Origin of the sequence: Akkermansia sp. BCRC 18949 (genome assembly GCF_045011645.1) — a bacterium.
In the GTDB taxonomy this organism is placed as follows: Bacteria; Verrucomicrobiota; Verrucomicrobiia; order Verrucomicrobiales; family Akkermansiaceae; genus Akkermansia; species Akkermansia massiliensis.
In genome coordinates this window covers 3,026,844-3,050,814 of record NZ_CP123619.1, presented here as the reverse complement: position 1 = coordinate 3,050,814, position 23,971 = coordinate 3,026,844, and the positions used below count along the sequence as shown (strand labels likewise).

General features: G+C 60.8%; 20 protein-coding genes and 1 riboswitch. Of the genes, 9 read left to right on the top strand and 11 right to left on the bottom strand.

Going from position 1 to position 23,971, the window contains the following annotated elements:
• Window positions 1-39: 39 nt before the first annotated feature.
• Entirely contained in the window at window positions 40-1,329 is a 1,290-nt protein-coding gene (gene eno / locus P8A25_RS12820; RefSeq protein WP_180973188.1) for a phosphopyruvate hydratase, read from the bottom strand.
• Between the two features lie 140 nt (window positions 1,330-1,469).
• On the bottom strand, window positions 1,470-2,303 hold the full coding sequence (locus P8A25_RS12815; RefSeq protein WP_102722266.1) for a deoxyribonuclease IV: 834 nt from the start codon (window positions 2,301-2,303) through the stop codon (window positions 1,470-1,472).
• Between the two features lie 169 nt (window positions 2,304-2,472).
• Here P8A25_RS12815 and P8A25_RS12810 point away from each other — a divergent pair, with 169 nt between their 5' ends.
• The 6 genes from P8A25_RS12810 (at window position 2,473) to P8A25_RS12785 (ending at window position 9,919) form a co-directional block, all read left to right on the top strand.
• Window positions 2,473-2,799, top strand: coding sequence for a helix-turn-helix transcriptional regulator (locus tag P8A25_RS12810; protein ID WP_102714813.1), 327 nt, complete (start codon window positions 2,473-2,475; stop codon window positions 2,797-2,799).
• A gap of 77 nt (window positions 2,800-2,876) precedes the next feature.
• Window positions 2,877-3,392, top strand: a complete 516-nt coding sequence (locus tag P8A25_RS12805; protein WP_102722193.1) for an MTH895/ArsE family thioredoxin-like protein — start codon at window positions 2,877-2,879, stop codon at window positions 3,390-3,392.
• Between the two features lie 17 nt (window positions 3,393-3,409).
• Window positions 3,410-4,384 carry a permease gene (locus P8A25_RS12800; RefSeq protein ID WP_102722194.1) on the top strand — a complete coding sequence of 325 codons (975 nt, stop codon included), beginning with the start codon at window positions 3,410-3,412 and terminating at the stop codon, window positions 4,382-4,384.
• Window positions 4,385-4,556: 172 nt separating this feature from the next.
• Window positions 4,557-6,662 (top strand): alpha-L-fucosidase, encoded by a 2,106-nt coding sequence (locus P8A25_RS12795; RefSeq protein WP_215443477.1) that lies wholly within the window; start codon window positions 4,557-4,559, stop codon window positions 6,660-6,662.
• A 77-nt stretch (window positions 6,663-6,739) separates the two neighbouring features.
• Window positions 6,740-7,795 carry a 3'-5' exoribonuclease YhaM family protein gene (locus tag P8A25_RS12790; RefSeq protein ID WP_180971001.1) on the top strand — a complete coding sequence of 352 codons (1,056 nt, stop codon included), beginning with the start codon at window positions 6,740-6,742 and terminating at the stop codon, window positions 7,793-7,795.
• A gap of 12 nt (window positions 7,796-7,807) precedes the next feature.
• Window positions 7,808-9,919 carry a ComEC/Rec2 family competence protein gene (locus P8A25_RS12785; protein ID WP_215443475.1) on the top strand — a complete coding sequence of 704 codons (2,112 nt, stop codon included), beginning with the start codon at window positions 7,808-7,810 and terminating at the stop codon, window positions 9,917-9,919.
• On the opposite strand, the gene miaB is transcribed toward P8A25_RS12785, so the two are convergent.
• The 4 genes from miaB to P8A25_RS12765 form a co-directional block, all read right to left on the bottom strand.
• Window positions 9,882-11,258: a tRNA (N6-isopentenyl adenosine(37)-C2)-methylthiotransferase MiaB gene (gene miaB / locus P8A25_RS12780; protein ID WP_102726455.1), complete on the bottom strand. Its 1,377-nt coding sequence runs from the start codon at window positions 11,256-11,258 to the stop codon at window positions 9,882-9,884. The genes P8A25_RS12785 and miaB overlap by 38 nt on opposite strands.
• Window positions 11,259-11,266: 8 nt before the next feature.
• The gene (locus P8A25_RS12775) at window positions 11,267-12,490 is read right to left on the bottom strand and encodes a class I SAM-dependent RNA methyltransferase (RefSeq protein ID WP_215443473.1); all 1,224 of its coding nucleotides are present in this window, start codon (window positions 12,488-12,490) and stop codon (window positions 11,267-11,269) included.
• Window positions 12,491-12,510: 20 nt separating this feature from the next.
• A complete protein-coding gene (locus tag P8A25_RS12770) occupies window positions 12,511-12,834 on the bottom strand; it encodes a hypothetical protein (protein ID WP_102726453.1) in 324 nt (107 codons plus the stop codon).
• A gap of 113 nt (window positions 12,835-12,947) precedes the next feature.
• The gene (locus tag P8A25_RS12765; protein ID WP_102726452.1) at window positions 12,948-13,877 is read right to left on the bottom strand and encodes a DUF3750 domain-containing protein; all 930 of its coding nucleotides are present in this window, start codon (window positions 13,875-13,877) and stop codon (window positions 12,948-12,950) included.
• 91 nt (window positions 13,878-13,968) lie between these two features.
• On the opposite strand from P8A25_RS12765, the gene P8A25_RS12760 reads away from it, so the two are divergent.
• Window positions 13,969-14,520 carry a thioredoxin family protein gene (locus tag P8A25_RS12760; RefSeq protein WP_022396851.1) on the top strand — a complete coding sequence of 184 codons (552 nt, stop codon included), beginning with the start codon at window positions 13,969-13,971 and terminating at the stop codon, window positions 14,518-14,520.
• Between the two features lie 84 nt (window positions 14,521-14,604).
• Here P8A25_RS12760 and P8A25_RS12755 read toward each other — a convergent pair whose 3' ends face one another.
• On the bottom strand, window positions 14,605-16,074 hold the full coding sequence (locus tag P8A25_RS12755; RefSeq protein WP_102726451.1) for a hypothetical protein: 1,470 nt from the start codon (window positions 16,072-16,074) through the stop codon (window positions 14,605-14,607).
• 154 nt (window positions 16,075-16,228) lie between these two features.
• Here P8A25_RS12755 and P8A25_RS12750 point away from each other — a divergent pair, with 154 nt between their 5' ends.
• Window positions 16,229-16,501, top strand: coding sequence for an HU family DNA-binding protein (locus P8A25_RS12750; protein ID WP_180971002.1), 273 nt, complete (start codon window positions 16,229-16,231; stop codon window positions 16,499-16,501).
• A 130-nt stretch (window positions 16,502-16,631) separates the two neighbouring features.
• Entirely contained in the window at window positions 16,632-18,767 is a 2,136-nt protein-coding gene (locus P8A25_RS12745) for an alpha-galactosidase (protein ID WP_215443471.1), read from the top strand.
• Window positions 18,768-18,897: 130 nt separating this feature from the next.
• Here the strand turns inward: P8A25_RS12745 and P8A25_RS12740 are convergent, their stop codons facing one another.
• From P8A25_RS12740 to P8A25_RS12725, 4 genes are read right to left on the bottom strand one after another with little or no spacing between them, the layout of a single operon-like run.
• A complete protein-coding gene (locus P8A25_RS12740; RefSeq protein ID WP_102728536.1) occupies window positions 18,898-20,511 on the bottom strand; it encodes an aspartate:alanine exchanger family transporter in 1,614 nt (537 codons plus the stop codon).
• Between the two features lie 11 nt (window positions 20,512-20,522).
• Window positions 20,523-21,239, bottom strand: a complete 717-nt coding sequence (locus tag P8A25_RS12735; RefSeq protein ID WP_215443469.1) for an anaerobic ribonucleoside-triphosphate reductase activating protein — start codon at window positions 21,237-21,239, stop codon at window positions 20,523-20,525.
• Between the two features lie 26 nt (window positions 21,240-21,265).
• Complete coding sequence (nrdD, locus tag P8A25_RS12730; RefSeq protein ID WP_102722206.1) at window positions 21,266-21,460, bottom strand: anaerobic ribonucleoside-triphosphate reductase; 195 nt, start codon at window positions 21,458-21,460, stop codon at window positions 21,266-21,268.
• Between the two features lie 49 nt (window positions 21,461-21,509).
• On the bottom strand, window positions 21,510-23,606 hold the full coding sequence (locus tag P8A25_RS12725; RefSeq protein ID WP_102726446.1) for a ribonucleoside triphosphate reductase: 2,097 nt from the start codon (window positions 23,604-23,606) through the stop codon (window positions 21,510-21,512).
• A 150-nt stretch (window positions 23,607-23,756) separates the two neighbouring features.
• Window positions 23,757-23,958: riboswitch (cobalamin riboswitch) on the bottom strand.
• Window positions 23,959-23,971: the final 13 nt, after the last annotated feature.

Below are 23,971 nucleotides of genomic sequence, written 5' to 3'. Positions count from 1 at the left end.
GGGATTTGGGTTGTTTTATGCCAGTTCCGGCAAAAGAGGTCAGAACAGGCCGAATCCGTTGCCGTAGCGGGCGGATTCCCCCAGTTCCTCCTCAATCCGGAGAAGGCGGTTGTATTTGGCCATGCGGTCGGAACGGCTCAGGGAGCCGGTCTTGATCTGGCCGGCGTTGGTCCCCACGGCGATGTCCGCGATGGTGGCGTCTTCCGTTTCCCCGGAGCGGTGGGAAATAACGGCGGTGTAGCGGTTGCCCATGGCCAGCTCCACGGCATCCAGCGTCTCCGTCAGGGAGCCGATCTGGTTTACCTTCACCAGAATGGAGTTGCCCACGCCCAGATGAATGCCTTTTCTGAGGAATTCAACGTTGGTGACGAAGAGGTCGTCCCCGACGAGCTGGGTGCTTTTGCCCAGTTTTTCCGTCAGGATTTTCCAGCCGTCCCAGTCGTTTTCCGCACAGCCGTCCTCAATGGAGACGATGGGGTATTTCTTCTTCAGTTCCACGTAGTAATCCGTCAGTTCCGCGGCGGTTCTGCGGCTGCCGTCGGACTTCTTGAAAACGTACAGTCCGGATTCCGGATCGTAGAATTCGGAGGAAGCCACGTCCAGGGCAATGGAAATGTCTTCCCCGAACCGGTAGCCGGCGTTGTCCACGGCCTGGGCGATGCAGTCCAGCGCGTCTTCCGCGGAGTTCAGCCTGGGAGCGAAGCCGCCTTCATCACCCACGGCGGTGGAAAGGCCGCGGCTGTGCAGGACGGATTTCAGGGCATGGAAGACTTCCGCGCCATAGCGCAGGGCTTCCCGGAAAGTAGGCGCGCCGGACGGAACGATCATGAATTCCTGAAAGTCGATGGGCGCGTCGGAGTGGGCGCCCCCATTGATGATGTTCATCATGGGGACGGGCAGAACCTTGGCGTTCGGACCGCCCAGGTAGCGGTACAGGGGCTGTTGCAGCTGGGCCGCCGCCGCCTTGGCAAGCGCCAGGGAAACGCCCAGAATGGCGTTGGCTCCCAGTTTGGCCTTGTTGAAGGTGCCGTCCAGGGAGCTCATGAGGGCGTCCGCCGTGGTTTGTTCCGTCGCTTCCAGGCCGATCAGGGCCGGGGCGATGACGTTGCGGATATTGTCCACAGCTTTGGTGACGCCTTTGCCCTGGTAGCGGGCCGTGTCGCCGTCCCTGAGTTCCCAGGCTTCATGTTCCCCGGTGGAAGCTCCGCTGGGGACGCCCGCCGTGCCTACGGCTCCGCCTTCCAGATAAACGTCCGCCTCAATGGTGGGGTTGCCGCGTGAATCCAGAATTTCACGCCCTGTTATTTTTGCGATGCGCATTTCTTTCATAAAAGCCGGATGGGTTCTGCCTCGAAAAGCAGATATTGGAATTAGTTTAAACTAATTTACAGGCCTTATGTATCCCGTATCTGGCGCGCATGCAAGCTTTTTCTCCATCACAGGCAACCCGGTTGATCCGGGAATCACGCTCAGCCGCGGTAATGTTCTTTCAGCCAGGCTATTTCCTCGCCGTGCCCGGCGTCGTCCCGGGGCGTTTCCAGGAAAAAGGGCACTTCCCGGAGGGAAGGATGGTTGATGATGTTGATGAAGGCCTGTTTTCCCAGGCTCCCCTTGCCGATGGTTTCATGGCGGTCCTTGAAGGAGGAGAAAGGCGTCATGCTGTCGTTCAGGTGGATGGCGTGCAGGCGTTCCAGGCCCAGCACGGAGTCGAACTGTTCCAGCACGGCGTCCAGGTTGTTGACGATGTCGTACCCGGCGGAATAAACGTGGCAGGTGTCCAGGCAGACGCCCAGCTTTTCTTTCAGGTCCACGCGCTCAATGATGGCGGCCAGTTCTTCAAAGGTCTTGCCGAGCTCGCTTCCCTTGCCGGACATGGTTTCCAGCAGAACGGTCGTTTTTTGGTCCGGAGCAAGCACGCCGTTCAGTTGGTCCGCCACCAGTTCAATGCCTTTTTCCACTCCCTGTCCCACGTGGCTGCCGGGATGGAAGTTGTAAAGGTTGCCCGGCAGATGCTCCATGAGCTCCAGGTCTTCCCTCAGCACCTGGGCCGCAAAGCGGGTGACTTTGGGGTCAGCGGAGCAGGGGTTCAGCGTATAAGGGGCGTGCGCCAGCAGCGTGCCGAAGCCGTTGTCTTCCGCCAGCTTCAGAAAACGGGCAATGTCCGGTTCGTCAATGGCCTTGGCCTTGCTTCCGCGCGGGTTGCGGGAAAAGAACTGGAAGGTGTTGGCGCCGATGGAAAGGGCAACCCTGCCCATGGCTTCGTAACCTTTTGCGGAGGAGAGGTGGCATCCGATGTACAGCATGGCGGTAAAGGTGTGTAAGCGAGCATATCGGAAGGGAATTGCCGTGTCCAGCATGGGGGGTGATTTCAAGCGGCTGCCTCTGTGCGCTGTGCCTGCGTGGTGTGCCATGGCCGTGGCGGGAAAACAGATTGACATTTTTACGATTTTAAAAATAATAAATCCATTGCTTATGTCCGATTGTTCCTGCACCTCTTCATTCCGTCCGGTTCACTCCGTCAAGGAGCTGGAACCTCTTGCCGGTGTTTTCAAGGCGCTGGGGCATCCCGTGCGCCTCATGATTGTGGAGATGCTTCTGGATGGAGAACGCTGCGTCTGCGAACTGCAGAAGGATTCCGGACGTGACATGTCTACCGTTTCCAGCCATTTGAACGTGTTGAAGAACAGCCGGATCGTGTCCTGTGAACAGCGGGGGAAAAATGTGTATTATTCCCTGTGCTGCCCCTGCCTCAGCAGCGTGCTGTCGTGTTTGCAGGAAAGCCCGGCGTTAAAGGGGTAATGGTATTGGTATTCAGTTTGTTCAGTATTTTTTATTCATACATTTTGATATTCTTAAAAATATAAATCAATAATTACATGAAGAAGATAGTAATTTACGGACCGGGGTGCGCCAAATGTACGGCATTGGCGCAGGTGACGGAGCAGGTCATGCGGGAACTCTGTCTGGAACCGCTTCCGGAAAAGGTGACGGATGCCGCGCAACTTGCCGCCGCCGGAGTGCTGGAAACCCCGGCTCTTGGGGTGGACGGCAGGATTCTTGTTTCCGGCACGGTACCCTCCCGGGATGAAATCAGTAGGATGCTCCAAAAAGCGCTTCAAGCGGATTCTCCGGAGGAGGGTTGCTGTAGCGGAAGGCCGGAGGATTCAAGGGCAGTAAAGGGGAATCTTCCCCATCCGGAGGCAGGTTCCTGCGGGTGCGGAGGAGGGGGCTGCTGCGGCAGCGCTTCCTTCAAGCGAAAGGGCGGATGGAAAAGGGCTGCCGTCTGGGCTGCGGCGCTGCTCATTCTGCTGGCGGTGGTTAAGATGATGAATCACCAGGAACGTTCCGGGGGCGGGGAACCTCCCCGCCCGGCTGTTTCCGCAGAGCGGTAGGAGAATTCTTCCCGGTTATGATTCAGGATTTTGCCGACTGGCTGGTTTACGGGGTGTTGGAGTTCACACCCCATACCCGTCTGGGGGAGGCGGTCAACTTCTTCGTGTACGACACGGTGAAGATCCTCTTCCTGCTGTACGCGATCAGTCTTTTCATGGGCGTGGTGAACGCCTATTTCCCGGTGGAACGCATCCGCGTGTTTTTGACGACAAAGAAGCTCTACGGGTTTCAGTATTTTTTCGCCGCCCTGTTCGGGGCGGTCACGCCGTTCTGTTCATGTTCCTCCATTCCCCTGTTTATCGGCTTTGTGAAAGGAGGGATTCCGCTGGGCGTGACGTTTGCCTTCCTGATCACATCGCCTCTGGTGAATGAGGTTGCCATCGCCCTGTTCCTGGGGGCGTTCGGGGTCAAGATCACGGTGATTTATGCGGTCTCCGGCATTTTGCTGGGGATGATGGGAGGGGCTGTGCTGGAGAGGTTCAGGCTGGAACGCTATCTGTCCCCCTGGATACGGGGGCTGCTTGTCCAGTCCGGGGAGGAAAGCGGCGCGTGGGAGCGGAAGGGGACGCCGTTCCGGAAGAGATGGGCCGTCATCATGCATGATGCGTGGGAAATCGTAAAGGGAGTGGCGCTGTATGTGGTGATCGGCATCGCCATGGGAGCGGCGGTGCACGGCTATGTGCCGGAGGGATTTTTTGAAGCGTCCATGAGCCGGGAGCATTGGTGGGCGGTGCCGGTTGCGGTAATTTGCGCGGTTCCGATGTATGCGAATGCGGCGGCGATAGTTCCGGTGATCCAGGTGTTTGTGGCGAAAGGCGTTCCGATCGGCACGGCGATAGCGTTCATGATGGCGACGGTAGGGCTTTCCGTGCCGGAGGCGGCCCTTCTGAAGAAGGTGATGACCTGGAAGCTGATCTGGATTTTCTTCGGAACAGTGACGGCGTTTATCATTCTGTCCGGATACGTGTTCAATATATTGATTGCTCCATAATTCCTGATGGGCGGAAAAGGAAAAAAGCGCAGGCGCCCCGTTTCTCCCGCGATTGCGGGAAACAGGTCATCTTCGGCGGGCGGTACGGTTTCAACTCGTAGAGTCGTCTGAAAGAACAGGATGCCCGGAGCGTATATAGTTCCGAACGTTAGTTATGCATTTGATGAGAAGATTGAATCAGTTAGCCCCGGCCCTTCTGGGAACCTGCATGCTGGCCGCCGGGTTGGCGGAAGCGGAAGTGAAGAATGGAGTTCCCCCGTTGAAGCCTGTTCCTTCTCCGGCTCAACTGGCATGGCACGACATGGAGATGTATGCCTTCATCCATTTCACCATCAATACCTTTACCGGGAAGGAATGGGGTTATGGCGACGAGAAGCCGGAGCTGTTCAATCCTTCCGATTTCAATGCGGACGAAATTGTAAAGACGCTGGCGGACGCCGGGTTCAAGGGAGTGGTGCTGACCTGCAAGCACCATGACGGTTTCTGCCTGTGGCCCACGAAGACCACCCGGCACAGCGTGGCGGCCTCCCCGTGGAAGCAGGGGAAGGGCGATGTGGTGAAGGAGATTTCCCGCGCGTGCAAAAAATACGGCGTCAGGTTCGGCATTTACCTGTCGCCCTGGGACCGCAACGCTTCCTCCTACGGCACTCCGGAATATATCAAAATGTACCGCCAGCAGTTGAAGGAGCTGGCGACGGGATACGGTCCCGTTTTCCTGGCGTGGTTTGACGGAGCGAACGGAGGGGACGGCTATTACGGTGGAACGCGGGAGAAGCGCTCCATTGACCGGAGCACGTATTACGACTGGAAGAAGACGTGGGGGGAACTGAAGAAACGGCAGCCCGGAGCGGTGATTTTTTCCGACGTGGGGCCGGGTGCCCGCTGGGTGGGGAACGAAAGCGGTTATGCGGGCTATCCCTGCTGGGCCACGTACACCCCCGTTCCGCTGCAAGCCGGGACGGAACCCGCGCCCGGCACCGTGCGCTACCAGTTGGGCACGGAAGGCACCGTGGACGGCAAGTACTGGATTCCCGCGGAAGTGGATGTTTCCATCCGTCCCGGCTGGTTCTGGCATGAGCATGAGAATTCCCGCGTCCGGACGCCGGAGAATCTGCTGAAACTGTACTTTGACAGCGTGGGCAGAGGGGCCAACCTGAATCTGAACGTGCCGCCGGACCGCCGCGGCCGCATTCATGAAGAGGATAAAAAGTCCCTGGCGGGGTTCCGTGCGCTGCTGAATGAACTGTATTCCCGCAACTTCGCTTCCGGGGCACGGGCGGATTCCTCCTCCTCATGGAAGGGGCACGGCCCGGAACAGGTTCTGGACCGGAAGCGGGCGACGTACTGGGCGGCCGCTCCGGAAGATAAAAATCCCTGCCTGGCGTTGAAATTGCCGGAACCTGCGGCGTTTGACGTCATCCGGCTGGCGGAACCCGTCCAACTGGGGCAGAGGGTGCGCAAGTTCCGCGTGGAGGTGCGTGAAAACGGCCGCTGGAGCAAATGGACGGAAGGTTCCAGCATAGGAGCCAGGGTTCTTTTGAAGGGCAGGCCCGTGACGGCGGATGAAGTGCGCGTGGTGCTGGAAGAGTCCCGGGCCGTTCCGGCCTTGTGCGAGGTTTCCCTGTGGAAGTACCCTGTTATCCTGAATGCTCCGGCAGTGAATTACGACCGCGATGGCCGGGTGACCCTGGCATCCGCGGAGGGCGTGGTGACCAGGTACACCACGGACGGAACGGACCCCGGCCCGCAGTCCGCCGTGTACAGGGAGCCTTTCCTTCTCCCTGCCGGGGGGACGGTGAAGGCGGTAAGCGAATACCGCGGCAGAAGGTCTTCCGTAACCGCGCAGATCATCCCCGTCCCTACGCGGGACTGGAAGGTGGCGGCAGGGGAAAGAAGCGCCGCCGCTCCGGAGCTGGCCATTGACGGCAACCCCTCCACCCTCTGGCATACGCATGCCGCCCAGGGGGAAATAGCTCCTCCGCAGGCGCTGGAAATCGACATGGGGCGTCCGGTCAACGTTGCCGCCGTCATCTACACGCCCCGCAAGGATTCCGCAAAGGGGACGGTTGACCGCTACGCCGTCTACCTGAGTACGGACGGGAACGATTGGGGAGCTCCCGCCGCGGAGGGGGAGTTTTCCAATATCCGCGCCAATCCCGTTCCGCAGCGGATTGACCTGGAAACGCCCGTGAAAGCCCGTTACCTGCGTTTTGTAGGCAAGCGGGTAGTGGAAGGCAGCCATGTTGCCGTTGCTGAGTTGGGAGTATTGGAAAAATAAGCGGTTTCCTTTTTTTATCATCGTAGTCCTCCGGCGTTTTCTTGACGGATGGAGGGAAGCGGGGCAAGATGGCCCGCATGGAACAAGTCAGTCTCATGGAGTTGGGCAAGCTGGCCGCGGAGGGCCAGGTGGAAGCGGAAGTTTTTGCCCAGATCGCCCAGTGCGCGCAGAAGATGACCAAGAGCAACAAGCCGTATCTGGACGTATCTTTTGCCGATGCGGAAGGGACGATGGGACTGAAGGTGTGGGAGGACAAGCCCTGGTTCCGCACGCTGGCCTCCCTGCCTCTCCGCAGTTTCGTGAGCCTGCGCGGCCAGTGGACCAAGGGGGGCTTCGGCATGGAAGCGGCCGATCTGGAAGTGCGCCCCCTGGACGAACAGGAGAAGGAAAGCTTCCTGGCCGGGTCCGGAACCTTGAAGAAGAAGCAGGAAGCGGACCTGAAGGAGATTTGCGTGCTCATCAAGGGCATGAATGATCCGCGCATTCGCGCCCTGTGCATTGAATTCATCGAACAGTTCGGGGAACGCCTCCAGCGCGCCGCCGCCGCCCGCACTTACCATCACGCCCGCCGCGGCGGACTGGTGGAGCATGTGGCGGGAATGATGCGCACGGCCTCTGCCGTCTGCCAGGCGAATCCGGAGCTGAACCGCGACCTCCTGCTGGCCGGATGCCTGTTTCACGACTGCGGGAAGCTGTGGGAAAACTGCTACCCGAAGGAGGATTTCACGATGCCCTATTCGGAAGCCGGGGAATTGCTGGGCCACATTCCGCTGGGCATTGAACTGGTCAACAATCTGTGGAAGCGCATTATGGCCCTTCCGGAAGCGGAATCCTGGAAGACGCTGGACCCCGCCTCCCCGGACGTGCGCATGCACCTGCTGCACCTGATCGCCTCCCACCACGGGGAACTGGCCTTCGGCTCCCCCGTGTTCCCCAAGACCCCGGAGGCGGTGGCCCTGCATTACATTGACAATCTGGACGCCAAGCTGGAGATGTTCCGCGGCGCCTATGAGACGAGCGAGGCGCTGGCTCCCAAGGTGCTCCAGCGCAAGGCCCCCCTGCCTGCCAACGTCGTTCTTCCGCTACCTTCCGTTCTTCCCCTGGAACGGGACGGCGCGGACGCCATGCAGTAAGTTTTTCCCCGGATGGAACAGGAGCGCCACCTGCGGCGGCCGTGGCTGGAACGGACCATGGCCGCGGCTCCCCTGCTGGCTCCCGCTCTCGCCATGCTGTGCGCATGCGCGGCGGTGGACGTTTCCCCCTGGTTCTGGGGCCTCTGCCTCTGCTGGGCGCTATTGCCCTGCCTGTTCCGGGCCCCTTCCATGAGCCTGCTGGCCATTGCCCTGGCGGTGTGGGCGGCCATGCATCTGCTGGCGTATGACCGGGAATACGGGAATGTTCCCGTAGAGGCGGGAAGGACTGTCGCCATGGAGGGTTCCGTTAACGCCGTTTCCGGAAAGTCCGTTCTGTTCCGCCCGGATGGCTCCCGGTGGCTGTACGCAGTTTCCTCCCGTGGCGGGGAATGCCCCCTGGCAGTAGGGGAACGGTACCGGATTGAGGGAGAGACATATCCGCTCCAGGCCCCGTGCGGCCCCGGCATCTTTGACCGGGAGCGGTGGGGATACCTGCACGGCATTATTGCCGGGATTCGGCTGGATGGCGCCTGCCGGGTGGGGCCGGGCGACTGGCGCAGCCGCCTCCGGGCGTTTTCCCTGCGGCTCCGGGAGGGGGCCGCAGGCCTGCTGAGGGAAGGCGCGCCGGCGGATGACGAGGCCCGGCAGGTGATGGTTTCCGCCGTGCTGGGGGACAAGACGGACGCGAGGCCGGAAACGATGGCGAAGTTTCTGGAAAGCGGCTGCATGCACGTGTTCGCCGTCAGCGGCATGCATGTGGGGGTGGCGGCCATGCTGGTTCTGGGAATGCTGAGGCTGTTGTACGTGCGCCCCCGTGCGGCGCGGCTGGCCTGCATTCCGTTGCTGGCGGTGTACGTGTTTGTGACCGGGATGTCCGCCTCCGCCCTGCGGGCCTTCATCATGGCGGCGGTCTGGCTGCTGGCGTCCGTGCTGCGCCGGAAGGGGCATCCGGCCAATATTCTGGCGCTGGCTTTCATCCTCCTTTGCCTGATGGACCCGCTCCAGGTTTTCCAGCCGGGGTTCCAGCTCTCCTTCTGCGTCTTCGCCGTGATTGTCTGCCTGGCAGGATGGAGCAGCCGGGAAAGGCCCCTGTGGGCTCCGGACCCGTTCATTCCTTCCCGGATTTACAATGCGCGGGAAAAAGGCCTGGTGCGCCTGGAAAAAGCGTGCCGCGGCGCGCTGCTCATCTCCGTGGGGGCGTGGCTGATGTCCATTCCCCTGACGGCATGGCACTTCGACACCTGGAACCTGTACGCTCCCCTGACCAATTTGTGCTTGAGCGTGCTCGTTTTTCCGCTCATGGGCGTCTCCCTGTTCGGGCTGGTGTTCGCATGGTGCCCGTGGATGTCATGCGCTTGCAATACGGCGGCTTCCTGGCTGGCCTCCGCCATGCTGGCGGTGGCGGGGGGAGTGGCTTCCCTGCCGTGCAGCTATCTTTCTTCCGCGCCGCCTGCCGGGGAAAATGAAGCCGTCCTCGTTCCGTTGCAGAAGGACGCCTGGTCCGCGGTCATCTCCAATCCCGCGCTGGTCGTGGCCGCAGGAACGGAAAACGCGGTCCGGTACACCCTCCTTCCCGTGTTGAAGGCGCGCAGTATCCGGCCTTGCGGCGTACTGGCTTCCGGAAACGGCAGGGCGGAGCGCGCCGGAGTGGAAGCGCTGGCGAAGGAATATCCCAGAATCCGGAACTGGGGCGCAGCGGATGCGGAATGTCCCGTTCGGCAATGGAGGTTCCGCCCTGGAAATGAACTTGTTTTGGAAGATTTTCCCGTACCGTTGTCCACGGGAATCCATCAGGACCGGAACCGGGTGCTGGCGTGGAAATGCCGCGGGCGGTTCGTCCTGATGATAGGGAATGCCGGGTTTTCCTCCCTGGCGCGGGCGGCAATAGCGCCGCGGGCGGATGTGCTGGTCATCGGGCACCATCCGCGCGATCCGGTGGACAGCGCCGAATGGATCAGGGCCACGGGCGCCCGCGCGGTCATTTTCACCACGGAGCATGAATGCCCCGTGCCGGAGGGAACGGCCGTGTACCGTCTCCCGGAAACCGGAGCCATTTATTTGCGGGTGGAAGAGGAAGGCGTGCAAATCATCCCCTGGAAGGGCATGGGACGCCGTACAGGGTGAACCCCGTGCTTTCCTCAATGCGGATGGGCAGAAGCTCTCCCGTCAGGTCAGGGGCGGCATCCACCATCACGGGCTTGTTCTGGGAGGTGCGTCCGGAGAGGCGCGCTTCATTTGTTTTGGACGGTCCTTCCAGCAGGACTTCCTGAACGGTGCCGACCAGTTCCCGGTTTTTCCGGATGGCGATTTCATTGACCACGGCCAGCAGGTCCTGGTTGCGCGCTTCCTTCACTTCCTCCGGAATCTGTTCCTCCATGGCGGCGGCGGGCGTGCCGCGGCGCGGGGAGTAGCGGAAAATGAAAGCGTTGTCAAACTGGACCCGTTCCACGGCCTGCCGGGTCAGCAGGTAGTCTTCCTCCGTTTCTCCGGGGAAGCCCACGATGATGTCCGTGGTGATGGACAAATCCGGGCGCGCCTGCTTCATCCGGGCGCAAAGGTCCAGATAGGTTTCATTCCTGTACGGCCTGCGCATCATTTTCAGGATGCGGTCGCTGCCGCTCTGCATGGGGAAATGGATGTGGCTGCACAGCTTGGGCAGGTAGGTGAATGCCTGCACCAGATCCTGCCGGAAGCCGATGGGATGGGGGGAAACGAAGCGGATGCGCCGGAGGCCTTCCACCTCATGCACGGCTTCCAGCAATTGGACGAAGCCGCCCTTGCCGTCCGCCGTTTCCATCTGCCTGCCGTACCGGTTGACGATCTGGCCCAGCAGGGTGACTTCCTTCACGCCGGCGTCCACCAGCATCTTCACCTCGTCCACCACGTCCCGGACGGGGCGGCTGCGTTCCTTGCCGCGGGTGTAGGGGACGATGCAGTAGGCGCACTTCATTTCACACCCCTGCATGATGGAGACATACGCCGTGGAGCGCGCGCCGGGATTCAGGTGGTCCCGGATGCGGTTCTGGGAATCCTCCTCATCCGCCACGTCGCACACGTGAGTGCCTGAAAAAGCGGTCTGCAATTCATCCATGCGGCGTTCCTGGCGCGCGCGCAGAATGCCGTCCACATGCTCAAACACGCGGTGGTACTTCTGGGTGCCTATCACCAGGTCCAGGCGCGGCAGTTCCTTGAACAACTCATCCTTCCTGCTCTGGGCCATGCAGCCCATCATGCCGTACACCACGTGCGGCCGGTGCCGCTGCTGCTTGGCCAGCAGGCCCATCTTCCCCAGCGCCTTCTGTTCCGCCTGCTCCCGGATGGAACAGGAATTGAACAGGATGACGTCCGCCTCATCCTCGCGGTCCGTCATGGTATAGCCCTTCTGCACGAACATGCGGGCCACCTGCTCGGAGTCCCGCTCGTTCATCTGGCAGCCGTAGGTTTTGATGTAAAGCTTGGGCATGGGGAAAATCAGATGTTCTTTTTCAGGGTGACCACGCATTCCAGATGTTTGGTCTGGGGGAACAGGTCAAAGGGCTGGACGGAGGTGACGGCGTACCCGGCCTTGTCAAATTCCGCCAGGTCCCGTATCTGGGTGGCGGGATTGCAGGAAACGTAAACGACCTTTCCGGGGCCGAAGGCGAATAACTGGGTCAGGAACTCCATGCTGCATCCCTTGCGGGGCGGGTCGATCACCACGGCGGTTTTTTCCGCGGGGAAATCCACCTGGGCGAAAATGGCTCCGGCGTCCGCCGCCAGGAATTCCGCGTGTTTAATCCCGTTGCTCCGGGCATTGCTGCGCGCCCAGTCCGCGGAAGTCTCGCTGACTTCCACGCCCAGCACTTTTTTAAATTTCTTCGCTAGGCTCAGGGCGAACAGGCCGGAACCGCAATAGGCGTCCACCAGGAACTCCTCCCCGTCCATGCTCGCCTGTTGGGCCACGTAGTCCGTAAAAAGCGGAAGAATGAAAGGATTGTTCTGGAAAAAATCTCCCGCCAAAAAATGAAATTCCAGACCGCCCACGCGCTCGCAGGCCACGGCGTTGTTATTGGTAATGACGGTCCCTTCCGAGGCGCGGAGCAGAATGGTAGCTCCCCGCTTGAACCGGGCCGCGGCCTGGTAAACGCTCTTGCGGGCCAGGGGCAGGGCCTCGTTGATGCACTCCATGGCAATCGGGCATTGCGGCACATCCACCACTTCCCTTCTGGAACCCGCCTTCAGGAAGCCGATGGCCGGCCGGCTGGCTTCCTTGGGCTTGTCAAAATGGGGCGTAATCTTGGAGCGGTAATGGTATTGGCGGGGGGAGGCAATGGCCGGATTGACGGGCAGTTCCAGCCCTGCCTGCAACCGGAGCAGGTCCGCCACCTGCCGGGTTTTCCAGAGAAGCTGGCGGTCGTAGGAAAAATGCTGGTACTGGCATCCGCCGCAGGTGCCGAACAGGCGGCAGCCGGGCTCCACGCGGTCCGGGCTGGGGTGAAGCACTTCCACCAGGTCCGCGGAGGAATAATTCTTGTCGTTGCGCCAGACGCGGGCCTTCACGCGGTCTCCCGGCAGGGCGAAGGGGACGAAAACCACCCAGCCGTCCACACGGCCGATGCCGTCGCCCGCATTGGAAAGGGCGTCAATGTCCAGTTCAAGCTCCTGATGGTAGGAAAAAGGTTCCGGGTGGAAGCCCTTGGGAATGGTCGCAGTCATGGTGAAGGAAAAGAAAAGGGTTACGGGGCGGAGGGGGTGATCAGCTTGCCGTCCAGATCATACAGCAGGGTTTCCGGCAGCCGGGGGGTGCGCAGCCCGGGGCGGAAGTCGCCAGGCAATACGGCTGGTCCCGGCACGGACTCTGCGTTCTCCTCCTGCGGAAGAATGGCCGGTTTCACCGGGGCCGGAGCCCAGGGGGCGGGGCGGTCCGCCGCGGCGGTTTGTTCCGGTTGAACGGCTGGGGCGGGAGCGGGTTCCTGAGGCGCCGTTTCCTTGTTGGAGGAACAGGAAGCGGTCCAGGCCAGCCCGGCAATCAGACAGGAGCGGATCAGGAGCTTTTTCATGGCGCGGATTCTTACAGCTTCATCCGCGCTTGGCAATCGAATTTCCGCTTTATTCCCCTTCTTCCCGTGTACGGGGAACGGAATAAGGGAAAAAGGCTTCCGTACCATGCGGCTCAAATGCGCTCGCTCGTTTTTGTCCGCGGATGGCGGAAGTAGGGGATGCGGTGCGCCTGCCTCCGCTTCCTGCGCATGTGGCGGAGCATGCGGAAGAAGATGAACCCTCCGGCGGAAAGAAGCAGCGTGACGCTCCACCAGTCCCAGCCCACAGGAGCGTCCGGCAGCCCTATGCGCCCGATCATCGGAAGTTTAAGGGCGGGGCGCAACAGGTCAAAGCCTGCGTTCAGGCCCAGCAGGCTGACTTCCGCTCCTTCCGCCAGCCCCAGGCTGAACCCGGCGAGACCCCATAAATTGATGCGGATGCCCGTGCCGCTTTCCGTCCGTCCGGCAATGCCGCCGGGCAGATAATCCTTCCCCACCGCATGAGGCGGAAGCTCCACCGTCAGATCCGGCACTTCCCTCATCAGCGCGGCGGTGAACGTGTTGCTGTTGGGGCCGGGAATGATCCAGTAGGTATCGGCATAGGGGTAATCCTGCGCCGTGCGGCTGATGACGGGAATGGCCTTTTCCGCCGCTGCTCCGCGCAATTCCTGAATCAATTCCGGTTCCGCGCCGAACCATTTGCGGTCCGGAATGTCCCGCGTGATGGAAACGCTGGTTCCCCGGGAGGGAAGCTGGTAGCCCATGACCTGGTACACGGTGTAAAAGCCGGCATTCTTCTCCTTCACGGCTATCCAGGTGTGCACGGCGAAATACCTGCGCCAGCCGAAGGCGCGTGCCGAATAAACCTGGACGACGGCTTCCGGTTCTTCAGCGGGTAGAGGGGCCAGGCCGCTGCTGCTGCGGTCCGCAGTTTTCCAGTCTTCCGCGGGGTGGAAATAAACCAGGGCTGCGCCCAGGAGCAGGAACGCCATGAACAGCCAGAAAACAAAGCGCCATTTATTCCGTGAGGGGTGCCTGCGGTTATAGGGGTTGGAATGGCGCATGGCGAATGTATATACCTTGAACGGCAAATGATGGCAATGGCGGAATCTTGAAGTTTGACTTCTGCGCAGGGAGACTTATGGTTACTGTAATATGATCAAGTTTGCCGTTTCCGTGCTTTGCGCCGCCGCCGTGGCAGGCATGCTGGCTCCCGCTTCCGCCCTGGCGCAGCAGGCTCCCGTTCCAGCCGTGAATGAATCGGGCAGTCCCGCCTTTGACAAGCTGCGCAATGAGGCCATCGCCAAGAAGGTTCCCCTGGTCATCTACCTGACGGGGTCTTCCTGGTGCGTGTATTGCAACATTTTTACGGACAAGCATATCAAGGAGCGGACTTTCAAGAGGGCCTCCGGCAAAAAATTCATCTTCTGGATGGTGGATACCAGGCAGGCCCCGGGAAGGACACCGGGTTCCTTTACCTTCCAGTTCGTTCCGGAGGAAGCGGGCAAAGTAGTAGGATGCATAGGCTCCAAGGCCCCCTATGTCGTTTTCGGGCCTCCCGCCGTCATCATCCTGGACCCCGTTTCCGGAAAAATGATTAAGAAAATGGTAAGCCAGGGGGATATGGACAAGGAAGGCAAGTCCCTGCCCGCGGTTATCGAGGAATGCTGGAAAAACTTCCAGAAGGAAGGTCAAAAGACCGCCTGAGCATTCGGACCCCTCCCATGAAGAAAGGAGTGAATCCGGAATGTTCATTTCCCGGGCGTTTTTCCCGCAACTGTTTTCTTTACGTCAAAAACGGTAAATGAAGCGTAGCCATGGGCGCGGCGTGCCGGAATAATAGGGATGCCACCGGTGTCCGGGATGGTGCATGGTGCGGCCCCATTCATCCTGGTGGCGTGCCTGCGGCGCATAGGTGAGTTGCCGCCATTCCCGGCAGGGAAAGGAGGAAGGCTCCGTGCATGAGGCGCAAGGCGTCAGAAATGCCTGGAGGGCGCTGGAAGAACAGCAGTAATAGGGAACATTGAACCGGGGCGCCAATCCGAGCGCCAGCAGAAGCCATATCCATATCCGGAGACGGGGATGCCGCGCCCAGGTGGAGGCCAGAAAGGCGAGCAGGCAGGCCATCGCCGGAACGCTCCCCTTGCAGAGCAGGTCGTTGACGTCTCCGTTGACGTAAAAGAAGGGCAGCAGCAGTCCGGTTGCCAGCGTACAGATAAAGAGGGAATTCCGCCGGAAATCCCGCCAGCAGAACAGGGCGTACAGCAGGAAGGAGGTCCCTGCCAGCAGAAAATCCCCCGGCCGCGTATAAAAAGGCCGCCAGCCCATATGGGAGGACGGCGCGTTTACCGCCGCATAATAAAGAAGGAAGCACGCCCCCAGCATGACGGCTGCCGGAAAGGAGGGATGAAGCAGGCTGCGCCGGGGGGAGCGGCTGCCTTTCCATTGCCGGAGCCACTGGCAGACCGCCAGGGGCAGCCCCCCCAGGGCCGCGAGGGGAGAATAAAAGGCCGTGGCCGCGAACAAAAGGGGCATCCAGTGCGGGGGCATGCGTCCCGAAGCCAGGAAGATGAAAAAAAGCATGACAGGGATGGAGGCGTTTGCGCTGCACATGATCTGTTCCGCCGTGCCGAAGTAATGCAGGCGGAACAGATCTAGCCCCAGCCAGCATTGGAAATTCAGAAGGGAGCCGAACATTACCATCAGCAGGGCGAGCAGCAGGGAACGGCGGCCGGAGAAAACGCAGAGCCACAGCCAGGCAAGAAACAGGCCCCATGCACCCCACAGCACGACAAATGCCCGGGCAATTTCCTGCCCAGCCACTTTGCCTGCCAGGGCCGGAACCAGCCAGAACCCTGTGTTGTAGATCAAGACGTCTCCGTCCGGAAAAACGACGGGCCACGGGCTGGCGACCAATTCACGAAGGCAGGCGTTCCTGACGATGTGGTCCGGGTGCTGATTGACCCATTCCCCCCATCCGGACAGGACCATCAGGGCGATGAATGCGCCCAGGACAAGAAACGAGGACCGGTTGAACAGGGGAAAAGAGGGGAGGAATTCCCTTTCCGGTAGTTCCTTGCGCCTTCCGGGAGCCAGTCCCGCGGCCATCAGGGCCGCGAGGGGGATAGAGACATACCAGTGCATCCACCAGGCCATGAACACCAGGACAGGCAGCAGAAGCCAGGCGCAGGTATTCCATTTCAACGCGGTCACGTTGAAAGCTCGTTCCGGGAATGGAGCATCGGCGGCGGGGGAAGGCATCTTCCCTGAACCTTAATGGGTCCGCCGGAGGGGGGCAAGGATGAAACTTGCAGCCCGGAACGGAAGGGCGTCCCCGTATGGGGCTGGTGGCAGGAATGCCTGCGCCCCTTCTCCGCTTTACCGGGAGAACGGGGCATATCATGCTGGGCGGCCTATGAATAAAACACAATTCGTCAGGGAACTTCAGCGGGAGCTGGGGGACGGCGTTACCCCCAGGCAGGCGGAACGTGCGCTGAACGCGGTGCTGGACACGATTGCCCGGTCGGTCCTGAGGCGCTCACTGGTCAAATTCCGCGGCTTTGGTTCGTTCAGCATCAAGCGGCGGCGTGCCCGCGTGGTACGCCATCCGGAAAACGGCAGCAAACTGTTTGTGCATGAATCAAGCACCATGAAATTCCGGCCTTCCTCCCGTTTGTGGAAAAAGTAGGAGAAACGCCCGGGCTCTCCTGCCATTTTGCCATTGACTTCCCTGTCCGGGGCAGGGATTAATGGACAAGGCAGGGGCGGCCGTGCGCCTGCCCGGAAAAAATGACTTACCCTTTCCCCATTTGCCGACCATGACTCCGGATTCCGTTCATTTGTTGACCCGTTCCTCCCAGATGACCCTGTTCAGGGATGAACAGGGCCGCGTGCGCCGCGCCTATTACGGACCGCGGCTGCGTGAACCGGAGGATGCCCTGGAAAGCGCCGCGGATGCGCCTCTTCTGTATTCCGCCCTGGCGGACTCCGTGACGGGGCTTCCCAATGCGTCGGATGAATACTGCATTTGCGCGACCCAGGCGGACGGAACTCTTTCCCTGCGCCTGGAATGCCAGGGATGGGAAGTGCTGGAACTGGATGACGACCGGGAAGAAGCCGTCTTCTATGGGAAAGACCCTTCCTACCCCGTGCGGGTGGAAATTCACGTGCGCTCCCACCGGGAATCGGACGCCTTCCTTCAATGGGCGGTGATACGGAACGAGGGAAGGGAAGGCATCCGCCTGCACCGCGCGGCGTCCGCGCAACTGAATTTGCGAGCGGAACGTTACTTTGTCACCAGCTTCCGCGGCACATGGGGCGGGGAATCCCTGATGAGCGAGGAGGAAGTGGCGCGGGGGCATGAACTTGCCCTGGTTTCCGGAACCGGTACCCGCGCCGCCCAGGAGGGAAGCCCTGGCTTCGTCATCTCCCTGGACGGTCCGGCGCGGGAGGATGCGGGGGAAGTGGTTCTGGGGGCGCTGGCGTGGCCCGGCAACTACCGGATATGGTTCCGCCACAGCCCGTATCACTACCTCTTTGCGGGGGCGGGGCTGGACGTGGCTCCCGCTCCCTATCTGCTGGACGGCGGCGGAGTGTTTGAAACGCCTCCCCTCATTCTGGCGCACAGTGGAAACGGCAAGGGGGAAGCCTCCCGGCGCATCCACCGCTGGGCGCGCCGCTACGGCCTGCGCGGCGGCGGCACGGAGCGGCTGACCTTGCTGAACTCATGGGAGGGAGTGTACTTTACCTTCACGGAAAAAGTGCTGCACGGCATGATGAAACGTGCGGCGGACTTGGGAATAGAGCTTTTCGTGCTGGATGACGGCTGGTTTGGCGGCCAATTCCCGCGCAATGACGCCCGGGCCGGTCTGGGGGACTGGCAGGTAAACCGTGCTAAACTGCCCCATGGGCTGGAAGGCCTGATCCGCCAGGCGGAAAAGCTGGGGATACGCTTCGGCATCTGGGTGGAGCCGGAAATGGTGAACCCCTGCTCGGAACTTTATCAGAAGCATCCGGAATGGGTCATCGGCCTTCCGCACCGGGAAAACAGGCTGGAACGCAGCCAGTACCTGCTGGATTTGAGCAACCCGGCCGTGCGCGGATACATTCTTGACGCCATGCGGAAACTGTTGGGAGGACATCCGGGCATTTCCTATGTCAAGTGGGACTGCAACCGCAAGATTTCCGATCCCGGCTCCCCCTGGCTGGACGCCAGCCATCAGGGGAACCTGTCCATTGACTACGTGCGCGGCTATGAAGCCATTCTTGATGCGCTGGCGGCGGAATTTCCGGACGTGACGTTTCAGGCCTGCTCCTCCGGCGGAGGCCGCGCCGACTACGGGACCATGCGGAGGCATCATGAATTCTGGACGTCCGACAATACGGACGCCTGTGAACGCGTGTTCATGCAGTGGGGCATAGGCCATTTGTTCCCGGCCATCACCATGGCCGCCCATGTGACGGCCTCCCCCAACCATCAGACGAAGCGCGTCACGCCGCTCAAATTCCGTTTTGACGTCGCCATGTCGGGCCGTCTGGGATTCGAGCTTCAGCCCTGTGACATGACGAAGGAGGAAGTAGAATTTTCCAAACGGGCGCTGGCGGAATACAAGCGCATCCGCCCCGTGGTCCAGTTCGGGGACCTGTACCGCCTGTCCTCCCCGTATGAAAGCCGGGTGGCCGCCCTGATGTACGTTCATGAGAAACGGGCCGTCGTCTTCGCCTGGCTGATGGACAAATGGCTGGCGGATTCCCCGCCGCCCCTGCGCCTGAAAGGCTTGAATCCTGCCGCCAGATACCTGGTCAGGGAGATCAACCTGGATGAAAACGGCCCCCTGGCCAACGTCCATGAACGGGTGCTGGGCGGCGATTTTCTGATGAACGCCGGAATCCGCATCAACTGGAAAAATGCCTTCCAGTCCGTCTGCATGGAAGTGACGGAAACGGGGTCTTAAACTTCCGGCTGGTGGCAAGGAGGTAAACGGCGCTGATCCGCAATCGATATTCCTTTTTCCGTGAAGCATGGCGCCCGGAGAGAACCGCCGGAGACGCGGTCTTTCCGGGTGGTGAAGTTTGCGCCTTGGGCTAAACGCCCACCACGCCGCCGATGGTCTGGATGATGACCTTCGCAATGATGGTCATCAGGATGAGGGCCACGGGGTAGGCGGTGGCGTAGCTGACCACGGGGGCCTGGGAGTCCGTTTTGCTGGCGATGGCGCCCAGGGCCGGGGTGGAGGTCATGCCGCCGCAGATGCCGCCCAGGCATTCCAGGATGTTCATCTTGAAGACCTTCATGCCCACAAAGTAGCCGGCGAACATGCCGGAGCAGGTGACGATGACGCCCATGATGAAGACGGCCGCGCCATGCGTAGCCACGGTGGTGACCAGGTCCGCGCCGCCCTTGATGCCGGCGTCAGCCAGGAAGAAGACCAGGCCCAGGTCCTGCAAAAGAAGGCGCGTGGGGCGGGGGATGTAACCCACGATGGGGCCCAGGCGCCCGAAGTGGCCGAGCAGCAGGGCCACAATCAGCGGGCCGCCGGCAATCCCTAGGGAGATGCCCAGGCCGTTACCCAGACTGAAGTTGACCAGCCCCAGAATGATACCGAGCGAGAGGCCGAACCCGAGGGAAAGAAGGTCCGTCTGGTTCATGTCCTGGCTGCGGTGGCCGATTTTGTCCCCGTACTTGGTGAGGTTTTCCGGAGAACCCACCACGGTCAGCACGTCATTGCGCTCCAGCGTGGTGTCCCCCGTGGGGACGAAGGTGAAGCCCAGGCGGGAGATGCGGGAGATGATCACGCCGTCCGTTCGCAGGGTTTTCAGATCGCGGAGTTTGCGCCCGGCGTAGTTCTTGTTGGTCAGGATCAGCTTGCGGCGCTCCTTCTGGGAGTCCATGGGGTAGGGGTTGTCGCATACTTCCCCCAGGAAAGCGACGTCATGCGGCATGGTGTCGCTGTTGCCCACGATGAGGACTTCCGTTCCCTCCCGGAACGTGTCTTCCGGCGTCAGCGGCATCAGCCTGTCGTTGCGCACCACGCGGGTGACCATGCAGTGCAGGCCGTCCAGCAGCTTGCAGTCCGCAATGTTCTGGCCGATCAGGTTGGGCTGCGTGACGCGGACCAAGCGTGAGATGATGCTGGCCTCCTGCTTGGAGTGCATGGCCTTGGCCTCCTTGTTCAGGTCAAAGTGCAGCAGGCGCGGGAGAAGCTGGACGAAGAGGACCACGCCCACCACGCCGAACGGGTAGGCAATGCCGTAGCCGATGCTGACGCCGCTTCCGGAGGCTCCCGGCAGGCTTTCCGTGGCTGCCGCCAGGGCCGGGGTGCTGGTGCACGCGCCGGCGAAGATGCCGGAGGAAATCCCCGCGGGAACATTGAACCAGATGCCGAAGAGGCAGGTGAAGAGGGCTGAAACGCCTACAATCACGGCGGACATGACCGCGAGCTTGCTTCCCTGCTTGGCGATGGCGGAGAAGAAGCGGTTGCCCGCGCTCAGGCCCACGCAGTACACAAAGAGCGCCAGGCCCAGCTGGCCCACGCCGTTGGGGATGGCCAGGCGGTAGTGGCCGGCGGCCAGCGCTACGAAGAGAACGCCGGAGAGGCCGAGGTTCAGGCCGTATATTTTAATGCTGCCGAGGGCGATGCCGAAGAAGATGATTCCGAAGAGAACCAGGGTGTTGTGGTTGAGCAGGATGTCGAACATGGTCGGCTGGGTCAGACTTTGCCCGGAGCGAACTCGAAGTTGCGGAAGTGGACGGGGATGGAGGCCGGCTCCAGCCTGGTCCGGTCAAACAACCGGCTCGGCGCGGGGAGAGAGTTGAGTGTTTGTTTGGTCAGGTAGAAATTTTGCACGAAGTAGTTGCCCCCATACCCGCGCTTTGTCAAGTCGCGTATGATGTTGTTGACGTGATCTTCCGTCAATAAATCGGGATGGACGGTGGTTCTGACTTCAAAGGCGGTTTGGGAGGCGATCAGGTAGTCCAGAGTTGCGGAAAAGGAGGGGAAAAGGTCGGGCCTGCCGGTGACGGCGCCGTATTGTTCGGGGGGCGCCTTGTAGTCCAGGGCGATGTAGTCGCAAAGCCCCTCTTCCACCAGCGCTTTCACCACGCTGGGCCTCGTGCCGTTGGTGTCTATTTTAATCGCGAAGCCTAGCTGCCGTATCTCGCGGCAGATGGGGATAAGGTCGGGACACAGCGTGCACTCGCCGCCGGACAGGACTACCCCGTCCAGAAATCCCACCCGATCTCTGAGGAAATCAAGGTAGTCCGTCCGGTCTCCGGCAGGAGAGCCCGTTCCTCTGACCAGGGAGACGTTGTAACAGTACTGACAAAACAAGTTACAGCCTCTCAGCCAGAAGATGCAGGCCACCTTGTTTGGAAAATCCAGCAAGGTGAGCGGCGTGATGTCCGCTATGCCCCGGCCCGTTCCCATTGACTTCGCATATGTTATTGGGAAAATTACCGCGGCTGTTCCGTTTGGGCGGAGCAGGAGCAGGGACGGTCCGGTTCCACGAAGTGGACGCGGTCGTGGAATTCGCCCTGTTTGCCGGCGTTAAAGGTTTCCACAGGGCGGTGATAGCCCATGACGCGCGTGTAAACGGTGCAGCGGGTACGGTCCTGTGCGTATTTGCTTAATATTTCCTGTTTGGTCATTGTCGTATTGATGGCTGGGTTTTGAAACGAGGCGGCTGGTTGAAAAGGGTTATTCATGCCTGTGGATGTGGAGCAGCTCTTCATCACAGAAGGGGCAGTACTGGTGCTCCCCGCGCAGGTAGCCGTGCTTGTCGCAGACGGAGAAGAGCGGGGTGACGGTCAGGTACGGCATGCGGAAGCGGGTCAGCACCTTGCGGACGATGTCCCGGCAGGCTTCCGGGGAGCTGATGGCTTCATTCATGTACATGTGGAAGACGGTTCCCCCCGTGTAGCAGCACTGGAGTTCGTCCTGGAGCTGGAGCGCACGGAACAGGTCGCTCGTGTGGTCCACGGGGAGCTGGGAGCTGTTCGTGTAGTAACGCTGCCCCACGGGCCCGGCCTGGAGGATGTCCGGATAGCGCTTCTGGTCCTCCCGGGCAAAGCGGTGGGTGGTGCCTTCCGCAGGGGTGGCTTCCAGGTTGTACAGGTTGCCGGTTTCCTCCTGGTACTCCTGCATGCGCAGGCGGATGAATTCCAGGATTTCCTCCGCAAAGGTCCTGCCTTCCTCGGAGGTGATGTCCATCGAGTCGTTGGAGAAGTTGCGCAGCAGTTCGTTCATGCCGTTGACCCCGATGGTGGAGAAGTGGTTGCGGAAGGTGGGCAGGTAGCGCCTGGTGTAGGGGTACAGGCCGCGGTCGTACATTTCCTGGACGAAGGTTCTTTTCTTTTCCAGGCAGGATTTGGCCAGGTCCAGCAGTTCCCCCAGCCGGGCGAACAGTGCTTCCCGGTTCTGCTTGAACAGGTAGCCCAGCCGGGCCAGGTTGATGGTCACCACGCCGATGGAGCCGGTCATTTCCGCGGAGCCGAAGAGGCCGCCGCCGCGCTTGAGCAGCTCCCGCAGGTCCAGCTGGAGGCGGCAGCACATGGAGCGCACGGCGTCCGGCTTGTAGGCCCGTTCGTCCGGCACGCGTTCCCCGTTTTCATTCACGGTGTACTGGCTGCCGATGAAGTTCTGGAAGTAGGAGGAGCCGATCTTGGCGGCGTTTTCAAACAGGAGCGGCACGTTTTCCCCTTCCCAGTCAAAGTCTTCCGTGATGTTGACGGTGGGGATGGGGAAGGTGAAGGGCTGCCCGGTGCTGTCCCCTTCCGTGAGCACCTCGTAAAAGGCCTTGTTGATCAGGTTCATTTCCTTCTGGAAATGCTTGTAGGTCAGCTCTGTCAGCTTGTTCACGCCGCGTTCCCGCGCCAGGGAGAGCAGGCCCGGGTCCTCCACCCCTTCAAAGAGGTGCTCCCCGCCGCTGAAGGGGGCCTGGTCCCGCAGGTCCCGCGGCACGGTCCAGTCGATCGTGACGTTGGTGAAGGGGGACTGCCCCCAGCGGGAGGGCACGTTCAGGTTGTAGACGAAGCTGCGGATGTCCTTCTTGATGCGCGTGAAATCCGCCTGGTCCTTGAAGGCGTAAGGCGCCAGGAAGGTGTCAAAGGAGCTGAAGGCCTGGGCTCCGGCCCATTCGCTTTGCAGAATGCCCAGAAAGTTGGCCATCTGGCCCAGTGCTTCCCGGAAGTGGCGCGGCGGCCTGCTGTTCACGCGGCTGCGCACGCCGTTGAATCCTTCGTTGAGCAGGTTGCGGAGGCTCCACCCGGCGCAGTACCCGGTCAGGCAGTCCAGGTCATGAATGTGGTAGTCCCCTTCCCGGTGGGCGGCCCCCTCCCGTGCGGAATAAACCTGGTCCAGCCAGTAGTTGGCAATCACCTTTCCCGCCGTGTTATTGATGAGGCCGGCGTTGGAATACGTGGTGTTGGAGTTGGCGGCGATGCGCCAGTCGCTCTGGCCGATGTATTCCTCCACCGTCTGCTTGCAGTCCACGTACGTGTTGCCGGAATAGAGGCCCCCGAGCTGTTCGCGCTGCATTTTGTGCAGGAAGCGGTAGGTGATGAAGGTCTTGGCCGTGTCAAAGTATCCGCAGCGGAACAGGGCGCGTTCTATCATGTCCTGGATTTCTTCCACATGCGCGCAGTCCTGATGGCTCAGCTTGGCCTCCACTTCTTCGTAAATGGAACGGTTGTAGGCGGTGCCGGAGCTGTGGAACGCGTTCTTGACGGCTTCCTCAATTTTGTAGCCCTGGTATTGTTCCTTTTTTCCGGAACGCTTGATGATGCTTGTTGCCATGGTGGGTGTCTCGCTTGGAAGGGATGATGACCGCTCATCCGCGAGCCTGGGCAAAAGCCTGGAAAAATCATAGGCAGGGGCCGCCGCATGCGTGCATTTTTAACAAGGGGCACGATGAGGACCTGTGCGTATGTTCATCCTGTCCGCGGGATGGGATACGGGGGCATCAGGTCGTCTTCTGGCTTCCGGTGCGACATGTGATGGGGACTTCCCGACTGCTGGCAGTCAGTGTCCGGTCCATCGTCTACCGGTTACAGCGGCGCGTCCGCGACGGATTTTCACCGTCTTCCGTTACCTGCGCTGAAACGCAATGAACCACAGAAAGAGAGCCCCCGCAAGGAAAATGTATAAATAATGTATTAAAT